Raw genomic sequence first — 12,924 nt, 5'->3', positions numbered from 1 at the left:
GCAATATACAGTGCTTAAAAATTTTTTATTTAGAACAACTAGATACAAAAAATTTTGCCTAGTTCTAGCGTAATTTTCTTAACGTTAAATAGACCCCATATATAAGCAGGTTGGTATAAATCTATCTCAAGCCACTATTTTTAGTGCTAACTGCGTTGAATTTACTGACAATCAGCCCGCTATTAACATGTAAATCCGTTATGTTTTCACTGAAAACTTCAGGCTAGAGAAAAATATATTTAACTTTCGTGTTTGCTACTGTTGAGTATGTGTAATATTTACTCAATAACCTATTGGTCTATAAGACTAAGGTTTAAGGCCAAGCTAGTATGTATTCACTTATATTTAACGTCTTGTATTTTTATGTAAAAAAATTGAAATCAGTAAGATTATAAACTACAAATTAGCAATTTGAAGGGATGTACAACTAAGGTCTAATACTTAATAAAGCACTGCTGAGTAATCCTTGATAAGAGCCAAAGGCAAGTAATTTAATGGAGACGAAGATGTCACAAAGTATCTATCCTGTTCCTGCGCACATTAAAGACGCAACACTCATCGATAAAAATAAATACGATACGCTTTACAAGCAATCAATTGACGATCCTCAAAGCTTTTGGGCTGAGCATGGTAAACGTCTTGACTGGTCGACTCCTTATTCAATCGTTAAAAACACATCATTCGATAAAGGCCATATTAGTATTAAGTGGTACGAAGACGGTTATCTTAATGCCTCTTATAACTGCATTGATCGCCATCTAAAAACCAAAGCAAATAAAACAGCGCTTATTTGGGAAGGTGATGACCCATCTCAAAGTGAGAATATTACTTATCAGCAATTACACGATGAAGTTGCTAAATTTGCGAACGGTTTAAAAAAGCTAGGTGTACGAAAAGGTGACCGTGTAGCTATTTACATGCCAATGACACCTCAGGCAATTTACGCAATGCAGGCATGCGCACGTATTGGCGCTATTCATTCTGTTGTATTTGGTGGTTTTTCGCCATCAGCGATTGCAGACCGTATTAGAGATTCGGGCGCTAAAGTTGTTATTACTTCCGATGAAGGGCGACGCGCGGGCAACTGTGTGCCATTAAAAGCAAACGTTGATGAAGCGGTAGCGCAAGATTCAGTTACAACGATTGAGCATGTTATTGTGCATCAACTAACGGGTGGTGAAGTTGATTGGCACGACCATGATATTTGGTGGCATGATTTAGTGGCTGATTTACCAGCGCAATGCGCGCCTGAGCCAATGAACGCTGAAGATCCACTATTTATACTCTATACATCGGGCTCAACGGGCCAGCCAAAAGGTGTTGTACACACAACCGGTGGTTATCTAGTTTATGCATCAATGACTCACGAATACGTATTTGATTTACAAGAAGATGATGTTTATTGGTGTAGTGCTGATGTGGGCTGGATCACAGGTCACAGCTATATTGCATACGGGCCACTTGTAAATGGCTGTACACAAGTTGTTTTTGAAGGTGTGCCTACCTACCCAACCGCTGGACGAATGGGTGAAGTAGTTGATAAACATGGCGTTACTATTTTATATACCGCACCGACTGCAATTCGTGCCTTAATGGCTAAAGGTGACGAGCCAATCGCTTCATCAAATCGCGACAGCTTACGTATTTTAGGATCGGTCGGTGAGCCAATAAATCCAGAAGCGTGGACTTGGTATTATGAGAGTATTGGTAAATCGAATTGCCCGATTGTTGATACATGGTGGCAAACAGAAACGGGCGGTATTATGATAACCCCGCTGCCTGGTGCAACCGATACGAAGCCGGGCTCTGCAACACATCCATTTTTTGGTATTGCGCCAGCATTATTTGATGCCGAAGGGAATACACTAGAAGGCGCAGTTGACGGTAATTTAGTTATTTTAGATAGCTGGCCATCGCAAGCACGCACTGTGTATGGCGATCACGAACGCTTTGAACAAACTTACTTTAGTGCATACCCAGGCGTGTACTTTACTGGTGACGGTTGTCGCCGTGATGAGGACGGTTATTACTGGATAACAGGACGCGTTGATGACGTATTAAATGTATCGGGACATCGCTTAGGAACAGCCGAAATTGAAAGTGCATTGGTATCACACGAAGCGGTCGCTGAAGCTGCTGTAGTGGGCTATCCACACGATATTAAAGGCCAAGGGATTTATGTTTATATTACGCCTAATGAAGGTGTAATAGTGAGTGAAGAACTGACAAAAGAGGTACGTAATTGGGTGCGCAAAGAGCTCAGTCCTATTGCGTCTCCAGATATGATTCAGTGGTCACCTGGTTTACCAAAAACACGTTCAGGTAAGATTATGCGTCGTATTTTACGTAAAATTGCAGCAAATGAGCACCAACAGCTTGGTGACACATCAACACTTGCTGATCCATCTGTCGTGGATGAACTTATCGAAAATCGATTAAATCGTTAAATATGCGTTAAAAACTTGATTACAAGTTGATTCTAAACGTAGTATATCGGCTGTTGCTTAGTAATAAGTAACAGCCGAATTTTTTAGGAGTGAACCATGAGTCAGTTTTTAATAGCGGACGATCACCCGTTATTTCGTGAAGCACTAAAGGGCGCACTGAGCGCAAAATTTGCAGATTTAGACGTTTTTGAATCATCAGATTTTGACAGCACATTGCAGGTGCTAAGCGAACAAGAAGATCTTGATATATTACTGCTAGACCTTCATATGCCAGGAAATGGCGATTTGTATGGCCTTATCCGTATTCGCGAAGAATATCCAAGCTTACCTATTGCTGTTGTTTCAGGCAGCGAAGATGCCAATATAGTCTCTAAAGTAATGGGTTATGGTGCAATGGGGTTTATTCCTAAATCATCCTCCTCAGATGATATTGCCAGCGCAATTAATCAAATACTCGAAGGCGATACATGGTTGCCGGTAGAGCTAAAAAATAAAGTAGCCGAGATTGAAGGTGAAGACCGAGAAATTGCTGCGCAAGTCGCCTCGCTTACACCACAGCAGTATCGTGTTTTACAGTATTTACACGAAGGCTTACTTAATAAGCAAATTGCTTACGAGCTTCACATCTCTGAAGCAACCATCAAAGCGCACATCACTGCTATATTTAGAAAACTTGGCGTATACAACCGTACACAAGCTGTGCTTATTGCCGCTAAATTGCAATTAGAGCCTATTGATCAGTCATAAAAAATCGGAAACTAAAGAGAGCTTTTGTGCCAATTGCATTCAAAATATGATTATTTTAGCGAGCTGTTTCTTTGGCGCTAAAATAAGGTATTAACAATTGGTATTACGGCTCTGTCTACCTTTGGCTATTTTAACCTTCCTCACAAGCTATTCACCTTTTATACATGATCTAATTTACAAAAAATGCTAGGTTACGGCAATTTTGTAACTTTAAGAGCAGAGTATGACAGACTCCACACACTCATCTAGTAATAACCCAAATAACAAGGGCCTATTTAATCGATTTTTAGCCACTGTTGAATTTTTAGGAAACATGCTGCCACACCCCATTACTTTATTTGCAATATTTGCAGTCGCAATTGTTGTATTTAGCGGTATTGCTGATTGGTACGGCCTAAGTGCAATAGATCCTCGCCCAGAAGGTGCATCAGGGCGCGATCCTGATGGCGTTATTGAAGTAGTTAGTTTATTGAGTGCTGAGGGATTACAGCGGATCATGACAGGACTTGTCACTAACTTTACTGGCTTTGCACCACTTGGCACAGTGCTTGTTGCATTGCTAGGTGTGAGTGTTGCAGAGCATTCGGGTTTACTTTCTGCCGCTATGCGAGGCATGGTGATGGGCGCATCTAAGCGTTTAGTGACGTTTATGGTGGTATTTGCCGCTATTATGTCTAACACCGCCGCTGAGCTTGGTTATGTTGTACTTATCCCGCTTGCAGCAATGATATTTCATAGCTTAGGACGTCATCCTCTCGCTGGATTGGCAGCTGCATTTGCTGGTGTGTCGGGCGGATATAGCGCTAACTTATTATTAGGTACTATCGATCCATTATTGGCAGGTATTACTACACCTGCTGCACAAATGATTGACCCTACGTATGTGGTAGGCGCTGAGGCAAACTGGTATTTCATGATGATATCGGTATTTTTAATTGCCATTTTGGGTACTCTTGTAACCGAAAAAATAGTAGAGCCACGCTTAGGTAAATACAACCCAGACGAAGCGAGTATCGATTTATCACAAAACAGCATTGATAGACTGACTAAGCAAGAAAAGTCAGGTTTAAAATGGGCAGGTGTATCGTTATTAGTTGTTTCATTATTACTAGCATGGACCATTATTCCAAGCGATGGTATTTTACGAAACCCAGATACGGGAGAGGTTGCTGGTTCACCTTTTTTAAAAGGTATTGTGGTTATTATTTTTGTGACATTTAGTATTCCTGGTTTTGTATATGGGCGTGTTGTAGGCACCATGAAAAACGATAAGGATGTAATAAATGCCATGAGCAAAAGTATGAGTTCTATGGGACTTTATATTGTACTGGTATTTTTTGCAGCGCAGTTTGTTGCCTTTTTCAAGTGGACTAATTTAGGTACTATTTTAGCTATTAACGGTGCTGCGTTATTACAGGCACTTAACCTAACAGGCCCTGAAGTATTTATACTGTTTATTTTAATGTGTGCCTTAGTTAATTTAAGTTTAGGCTCATCTTCAGCGCAATGGGCGATTACCGCGCCTATATTTGTGCCTATGTTAATGTTAATTGGCTATGCGCCAGAGACGATTCAAGCGGCTTATCGTATTGGTGATTCAGTGACCAATTTAATAACACCAATGATGAGTTATTTTGGTTTGATATTAGCCGTTGCAGTTAAATATAAAAAAAATATGGGTATAGGAACGTTGGTTGCCACAATGTTACCGTACAGCATGGTGTTTTTTGTAGGCTGGGTTATTTTATTTTATGTTTGGGTGTTCTTATTGGGAATGCCAGTAGGGCCAGAATCACCTACATATTACACGCCTTAAAAAATTAGCGTGTACGTTATACGTTAGGTAACCTGTAACAATTAAAAAGCCAGCTAAGCTGGCTTTTTAATGCGTACTAACTTTTAGCTAAATACGACGGTTTTATTGCCATTAATAAATAGTTTATGTTCAGAGGCTAATTGTAGCGCTTTACAAAAAACGGTTTTTTCGACGTCTTTACCTATTTTAGCCATCATTTCTGCGGTGTTAGCATGTGTAACATGGGTAACGTCTTGCAAAATAATAGGCCCTTCATCAAGCTCATTATTTACAAAGTGGGCCGTTGCACCAATAATTTTTACACCACGTTCAAATGCTTGGTGGTAAGGTTTAGCACCAATAAATGCAGGTAAAAACGAGTGATGAATATTAATGATTTTACCATCAAATCGACCCACAAATTCAGGGCTTAAAATACGCATGTATTTGGCAAGACCAATAATGTCAGGGTTGTAGCTGGCAATTAAATCAGCTACTTTTTTATCGTGCTCGCTGCGGGTGAGCCCTTCATGCGATATAACATGAAACGGCACGTTAAACCCTTTTACGAGCGGTTCTAAATCAGTGTAGTTAGCAATGACGGCGAGTACTTCAATATTAAGTGTTTGCTCAAACTGCTTTAATAACATGCCACCTAAACAATGTGCTTCTTTGGTGGCAAGTAATACCACTTTAGTTTTTGCATCATTGTGCAGTGCAAGTTTAGCGCCTTGAGGTAATAGTGATCGTAGCTGCTCTAAAAAGTCACTTTGCGGCTCACCTGTAAGCTCTGTACGCATAAAAAATCGTTGTGCGTCTTTATCTACAAATTCGTTATTGCGTGTAATATTTAAATTATTTTTATGACAAAGTCCTGTGATTTTAGCGATTAAGCCTACATCATCAGCACATTGGGTGGTTAGTATATAGCTCATTTTCCTCATTCTTACCCAGTGATTAATATTTCATTATTTGTGTTTTAGCGTATAAAGCAAGGGCTTTGTGCACTAATACAGTATTAATCATGTTGTTGAGTATAAAAGAGGTAATAAAGTTAATTGGGGCATAAAAAAATGCCACCTTATTTACAAGGTGGCAATTATTAATAACGTCTAATTAGGCTTTCGGTTCGCCAGATAGATTTTCTTCTTGTCTGAGGTAACCTGCAGCTTCCTCGTCGTCTTTCGTGATAGCTTGCTGAGTTGGCATAGCGCGCGTTTGCTGGTTTAACTGATGTATTTGTGACGCGTTCCCTAAATCACGCTCACTGGTAATTGACGCAATAGACTCGCGGTCTTTTAAGAACGCAATAACATCTTTTTTGATTGCTTGTAATTGCCCTTCGTCTTTATGCATTTCCATAATATGGCGAGGATGCTCAAGGTTTCTCATCCCTGTTGCAGCAAACGTTGTCGAAATAACACGAGAAACAATAATCCAAGGCGTTATGCTACTGCGTACTAAGGTGTTTTCTGAGCGGGTACTATCGTGAATACCAGTACCCGTTGATATTTTAGACTCGGTGAATGTACCTTCACATTTAAAATACACAAGTAGCGATTCAAATTGCATTTCGGCAAAAAATAGATGAGCCGTGTTTGTTAGTAATTGCGCGAATGCTTTAATAAGCATACCAATTAACAATAAGTGAAAGCTTGTCATTAATAGCTCACTAAATTGAATAATATGTTGGTTATTAAATGCTTGTTTAAAGCTACTGATATTTGCAGCGTCAATGTACTGATAAACATTAATAAATGAATACGCTAAAAATACAGTAAACACCAATGCAATAATATAAAGTAAGTTGCCACTTACTAGAGCAAGTAATCTCGCCAGAGTGAAGTTTTTACCTAAGTCCGTAGAGTAAAGTTTAGGCTGAATTTCTTGGATCATTTCACCTTTAAAGCCACCTTTACCTTCTATTTGCTCTTGCAACTTAGGGTCTAATTCTCGGTAAACTCTGTTTGGTACTTCTTTATAACGACGATTAGCCATGACCAAGTTATCAAGGTTTATAAAAATCTCGTCAGGATGAACAGACTCTTGCCAGTTTTCACGCAACTCAGATACTTCAGCAGACGGCGTAACTGAATTTAAACGTGCTTTAATCATGATAAAAACAAGGGCGCAGCTTAATGTAGCTAAAACAATAATGGCAATTAAATACATTTCTGCATGAAGGCTTGGTAATTGTTCAAGCCAGTTATCTATTTGTTGCTTACTAATACGCTGCTCTTTCATTAGCCACGACATAGAAAGGCCAATAGCGATTGGTAAAATAAAAGATAAAGAAATAATTTTTGCGAGAGCACCAGTACCTAAAGCTTCAATGTTCTTTTCAGCATCGCGAGAAATAGGTTTGCCAGAAGAACGCCACGAAAAAAGTACATAAAACATCAATATGGCACTGTAAACAGGAAATGCTAATTCGCCAGCTTCACCGGTAAAACCAGATAAAGAAACAAACGCCACAAGTCCGTATGCAATAAGTGCAACAAAGGTGCTGACCCACGAGCCAAATAAACGCTGGGCAACATTACGAATAGGGTAAGGTAAAAATAATAGCTTAGGAATTAAGCTGTGAAGTAAACGAGATAAAAATCCATTCGGCTCTTTAAATGTACTATTTTTACGACCAACAAGCATTTCTTCGAGTGACAGTGCGGTATACGCAACGTCTTTTTTTTCTTCTTGGGCGGTCGATGTTTGTGATTTACTATAATTGTAAGCCAGTGATGTGGGGTGATTTCTGCCTACAAAATACTTAAGCGTTGCATAAATCCCAGATGATAGAGAGCGAATGCCCAGTGCTAAAATAAGCATGCCAAATATCATTAAAATCCAACCTGCGGTTGTATCTTCTTTTACAGAACCTGCTGCAATAACGAGTAAGCTAATACCGGCTACAGATTCGATAAGCCCTCTAGCTGCGGTTATTTTACCTTCAAGTTTGAAGGGGTTTTTTAGTCCAAGATCAATCGATCCATAATCAAAAGCCATTGAATGCTCCTTTTAAATAGCGTGTATGGGTGTAAATAAGCTTACTGGGTGAACTTGCTTTGCCGAACTTTTATAGTATATCAATAACCTGCACGTTATAAGTCTTTTAAAGGTCGGTTTTATCATCTTCTTTATTTATGCTTTTAAATTTAATTTATGAATTATGAGACTAAGGTCTAAATAGCAAATGTATCAATATGGCTATACAACAACTACACTGCGTGCAAATAAATTTGGGCGTATTTATCTTTACTTATCAGCAATATTTATATTTTAAAGTCACTATTACAGCTTAAGTAACTATACTTTTATAACTATTGGGCTTTTAGAAAAGCTGATGAGCTTATTCAGCCATTGTTTAAATTGGCCGTCGTTATGTTTTGGAGAAGTTATGAGTAATTTAAGCTTAAAAAACAAATTAATACTACTTGCTATTGTACCGCTTATGCTGCTGTTAATTAGCTTAATGTTGAGCTCTTACTACTTAGAGTCTAAAAATCAGCAGCAAAATTTTGATTCGTTTAAAGTTAAGCTTATTGAAGATAAAAAAAACCTATTAAAAACTGAGGTTGAAATTGCCAGTAAAATTGTCAACTATCAGTTATCACAAGGTACTGAGCAGGATGCTAAAAAAGCATTACGAGATATCACATTTGGGCAAGGTGGCTATTTTTTTATTTACGACACTGATGGCGTTAGTGTATTTCATGCGTTACTTGGCAGTGCTATTGAAGGGCAAAATAAAATAGCAATGACAGATCCAAATGGCAAAAAAATTATTGTTGGTTTGCTCGAGCAAGCAAATAAAGGAGGTGGTGCATTCAATTACCACTTTCAAAAACCAAACACCACTGGCTTGGTGGAAAAAATGGGTTATGCCGATATGATACCAAATACCAATTGGATGATTGGTACAGGTGCCTATATGGATGATATAGACGCTGAATTAGAAAAATACCAAACTGCAATGCAAACGCATATGAATGACAAGATAAAAACCTTATTATTAATTGCATTATTTTGGGTGGTATTAACGGTTGTGTGCGCACTTATTGCGGCAAACACTATGATTAAGCCAATCGAAAGCATGGTGCAAAATCTTGATGATATAGCTAAAGGCGAAGGCGATTTAACCAAGCGTTTAGAGGTGCAAACACATGATGAAATTGGTCTGTTGGGTGAAGCGTTTAATGTATTTGTGAGTAAGCTGCATGGTATTATTGCAAACGTTGTGGATGTAACGCACGATGTTAAAACAGCCTCTGGCGATATTAATACGCAAACCCAGTTAATTGAAAGCAAACTACTTAATCATAATCATGAAACAGATCAAGTCGCGACAGCTATTACAGAAATGTCGGCAACATCACATGAGGTAGCACAAAATACCACTCAAGTTGCCCAATCAACTCAAGCTGCAACCCAAGAAGTGGCAAAAGCACAAGAATGCGTTGATATTTCGCTTAGTGAGGTATCAACATTAATGAGTGAAATAAATACAGCCGCTCAGCAGGTGGACTCACTAAGCGAACAATCTAAAAAAATTAATAGTGTATTGAGTGTAATCGGTTCAATTGCAGAGCAAACTAACTTATTAGCACTTAATGCAGCTATTGAAGCAGCTCGTGCAGGCGAACAAGGCCGAGGCTTTGCCGTAGTAGCAGATGAAGTGAGAAGTTTAGCAAGTCGCACACAAGCAAGTACCTTAGAAATTAGTGAAATGCTTAGTGAATTACACAATTTAGTAACGGCTGCGGTTAATGGAATGCAAGCAAGCCAACAGAGCTGTAATCGTTCGGTTGAATCATCTCGGGCTATTTCAGAAAGTTTAGGTGCAGTGACCATCTCGGTAACTTCAATTAACGATATGAGTACACAAATTGCGACAGCTGCTATGCAGCAAAGCAGTGTAACAGAAGAGATAAATCGTAATGTATCTGCAATCCAAGAAATAGTGAATGAGCTTACACTATCGAGCAAAGCAACCTCTTCAATAAGTGAGCATTTAGCTGGACGCGGTGAAAATTTAGAAAGCTTAGTTGGGCAATTTAAAATTTAACGCTTTTTGTATATCCGTGTTTTTACTTTAGCCGTAACAGAAAATGTTACGGCTTTTATTTGCTCTATTAGTCATGGACAGTATCTTGTGTATGACGTACTCATTTTACCTTAAACACCCCGTTTTTGTTATTTTTTAGTACTATAACTTTTGAGAATATAAGCCATTATTCTGCTTTTTTATAAATTTAAAATAAACATTAGTGCTCTTGAATTTTTACACATACAATGCGCAAAAATTAGGTGCCAACTTTTATCAATCGCATCAAATATATAAGACATGTAGTTCGCTAAGGTGCCCAATATTTTAATGAATTGGTATTACGCCCGTAAATTTAATCAGCATTTATTTACAGCTAAGGTACACTCTTTACATAACATAATGATTTTTTAAGGCTTTAACATGATTGAGTATCCGGTAGATCAGCTTCCACAACTCATTAATGATTTGTTGCAGTGTGATACAACAGAGCGCAAAAATAAATTATTGGCTGATGCACAGCTAACGCTCTCGACCGAGCATTTATCTTTGCTTTTTGAAGCAATTCCAAAAGAACAGCGCCTTGAAATTTGGCAATTATTAGATGAAGACACACAGCACGAAATTTTTGTTAACTTAAGTGAAGACAGCTGTTTATGGTTACTGCAAACACTTGATGACAGTTACGCATTTAAGCTCCTTGATGAAGTGAATGTAGAAGAGCTGCTTGAGCTTGAAGAAGTTATTCCTGAACGCTTTGTTGAATACGCTAAAAGGCAACTCGATGAAGCTCAAACTAAGCAATATGATTTAGCGCAGCAATATCCGCCAGAGCAACTAGGTCACTGGTTAGGTTTTGACTTTTTAAAAGTGTCAGAAAAGTTAACTGCAGGAGGGGCTAAAAAGCTGTTACATAAAGGCTTACCGCAGTACAGCGAAGTTATTTATTTAGTAAGCCGTAAAGGCAGCTTAATAGGCGAAGTGGCGGTTAATGATTTAATTAAAGCAAATGATGGCGACAGCCTAATGGCACTGGCAAATCATGACTTTTCATCGTTACATGCCGATGATGATTTATATGAAGCGGCAGAAGTGGTGATCCACAGTGAAAAAATGGCACTGCCGGTAGTTAATGCCGACAATAAATTGCTCGGGCGATTAACAATTGCCTCGGCATATGAGTTACGCCAAGAAATAGCCGACGAAGCGGCGGCAAAAGCCGGTGGTCTTCGCGAAGACGAAGATTTGTTTGCCAGTGTACGAAAAAGTGCTAAAAACCGAGGTATTTGGTTAGGCATCAACTTAGCAACTGCATTTTTAGCATCTTGGTTTATTGGTTTATTTGGCGCAACAATCGAGCAAGTTGTTGCGCTTGCTGTGTTAATGCCTGTGGTGGCTTCGATGGGAGGGATTGCAGGAAGCCAAACATTGACCGTTATTGTGCGCGGCTTAGCACTGGGTCAGGTTACCGACTCCAACCGTAAAGCGTTACTTAAAAAAGAGCTGCGAGTGGGGGCTGTAAACGGATTGGTATGGGCATTTGTTATTGGCGCACTTACTTATTTATGGTTTAGCGATATTATGCTCAGTATTACGATTACGGTCGCAATATTATTAAACCTAGTTGCAGCGTCGCTAGCGGGTGTTGTTATTCCGTCTATTTTAGACAAAATGAAAATAGATCCTGCGTTATCTGGCTCGGTTATATTAACGACCGTGACCGATATTGTTGGATTTGTTACCTTTTTAGGTTTAGGTAGTTTATTACTGCTATAACCTTTTTTACAGGAAACTATAATGACCTTTGAAGTCATGATTTGGTGTGCAATAGCGCTGTGTATTTCACAGTCGGCTATATTTTCAGGCTTAAACTTAGCGTTTTTTTCGTTAAGTAGATTGCAGCTTGAAATGGAAAGTACAAAAGGCAATGCGGCAGCAATTAAAGTGATGGCGCTGCGAAACGATTCAAACTTTTTATTATCGACTATTTTATGGGGTAACGTAGGTATTAACGTACTGCTTACGCTACTGTCTGACTCGGTATTAATGGGGGCAAGTTCGTTTTTATTCTCAACAATAGCCATTACTATTATTGGTGAAATAACACCACAAGCTTACTTTTCGCGTAACGCACTTAAAATGGCGAGCTTGCTTTCGCCACTTATTAAGTTTTATCAAATATTATTTTATGTTGTGGCAAAACCAACGGCTTTAATTTTGGATGCATGGCTAGGTAAAGAGGGTATTACCTACTTTGCTGAAAGCGAGCTTAGAGGCATTATTCGTAAACATATTGAAGCAGAAGAGGCCGATGTTCAGCATGTTGAGGGCATAGGCGCACTTAACTTTTTTAGTTTAGATGAAATAAGTGTCACTAAAGAAGGGGAAGTGATTGATCCCGACTCCATCATAGCGTTGCCAACAAAGCTGGATTTACCAATATTTCCTGAGCTTACATTAACGGCTGATAACGAGTTTTTACGTAAATTACATAAATCGGGTTACAACTGGGTTATCATCACCAATGAAGATGGTTGGCCTTTATTAGTTGTTGATGCGGATGGCTTTTTACGTTCAGCCTTGTTTGAACCAGATACGTTCGACCCGTATCATTACTGCCATAGACCTATTATTGTTGCCGACGAAACAATGCGTTTAAGTGAAGTGATTTTAAAAATACGCGCCAACCATTCACTCGATAAGTCGTTTGATGGTGCCATTGATCACGACGTTGTATTAGTGTGGAGCGATGAAAAACGGATTATCACTGGCGCTGATATATTTGGCCGATTACTCAAAGGAATGAGTGCACCTAAACTCGCCGCAAGCGATGTGGTTGAACCTACAAAACAGAGTTAGCGAACGTAAAACTAATTAACCTGAATTCTGGATAA

8 protein-coding genes are annotated in these 12,924 nt (G+C 38.9%); 6 read left to right on the top strand and 2 right to left on the bottom strand.

The genetic code is table 11. The features are described from left to right. Window positions 1–506 precede the first annotated feature (506 nt). The 3 genes from acs (at window position 507) to CWB66_RS17010 (ending at window position 5,010) form a co-directional block, all read left to right on the top strand. Window positions 507–2,447 carry an acetate--CoA ligase gene (gene acs, locus CWB66_RS17020; RefSeq protein ID WP_077537137.1) on the top strand — a complete coding sequence of 647 codons (1,941 nt, stop codon included), beginning with the start codon at window positions 507–509 and terminating at the stop codon, window positions 2,445–2,447. 96 nt (window positions 2,448–2,543) lie between these two features. After that, a complete protein-coding gene (locus CWB66_RS17015; RefSeq protein WP_138586294.1) occupies window positions 2,544–3,194 on the top strand; it encodes a response regulator transcription factor in 651 nt (216 codons plus the stop codon). Window positions 3,195–3,417: 223 nt separating this feature from the next. Then, on the top strand, window positions 3,418–5,010 hold the full coding sequence (locus CWB66_RS17010) for an AbgT family transporter (protein WP_138586293.1): 1,593 nt from the start codon (window positions 3,418–3,420) through the stop codon (window positions 5,008–5,010). A gap of 83 nt (window positions 5,011–5,093) precedes the next feature. Here CWB66_RS17010 and purU read toward each other — a convergent pair whose 3' ends face one another. Both purU and CWB66_RS17000 read right to left on the bottom strand, forming a co-directional pair. Next, a complete protein-coding gene (gene purU / locus CWB66_RS17005; protein ID WP_138586292.1) occupies window positions 5,094–5,924 on the bottom strand; it encodes a formyltetrahydrofolate deformylase in 831 nt (276 codons plus the stop codon). 181 nt (window positions 5,925–6,105) lie between these two features. Beyond that, complete coding sequence (locus CWB66_RS17000; RefSeq protein ID WP_138586291.1) at window positions 6,106–7,992, bottom strand: hypothetical protein; 1,887 nt, start codon at window positions 7,990–7,992, stop codon at window positions 6,106–6,108. A 391-nt stretch (window positions 7,993–8,383) separates the two neighbouring features. On the opposite strand from CWB66_RS17000, the gene CWB66_RS16995 reads away from it, so the two are divergent. The 3 genes from CWB66_RS16995 (at window position 8,384) to CWB66_RS16985 (ending at window position 12,889) form a co-directional block, all read left to right on the top strand. Beyond that, the gene (locus tag CWB66_RS16995; RefSeq protein ID WP_138586290.1) at window positions 8,384–10,051 is read left to right on the top strand and encodes a methyl-accepting chemotaxis protein; all 1,668 of its coding nucleotides are present in this window, start codon (window positions 8,384–8,386) and stop codon (window positions 10,049–10,051) included. A gap of 402 nt (window positions 10,052–10,453) precedes the next feature. After that, window positions 10,454–11,806 (top strand): magnesium transporter, encoded by a 1,353-nt coding sequence (locus tag CWB66_RS16990; RefSeq protein WP_077537143.1) that lies wholly within the window; start codon window positions 10,454–10,456, stop codon window positions 11,804–11,806. A 21-nt stretch (window positions 11,807–11,827) separates the two neighbouring features. After that, a complete protein-coding gene (locus CWB66_RS16985) occupies window positions 11,828–12,889 on the top strand; it encodes a DUF21 domain-containing protein (RefSeq protein ID WP_138586289.1) in 1,062 nt (353 codons plus the stop codon). The last annotated feature ends 35 nt before the right edge of the window (window positions 12,890–12,924 follow it).

Origin of the sequence: Pseudoalteromonas sp. S558, from assembly GCF_005886635.1 — a bacterium.
GTDB lineage: Bacteria > Pseudomonadota > Gammaproteobacteria > Enterobacterales > Alteromonadaceae > Pseudoalteromonas > Pseudoalteromonas aliena.
Note: the sequence above shows the minus strand (reverse complement) of the source record. Positions and strands in the feature narration are given on the sequence as shown.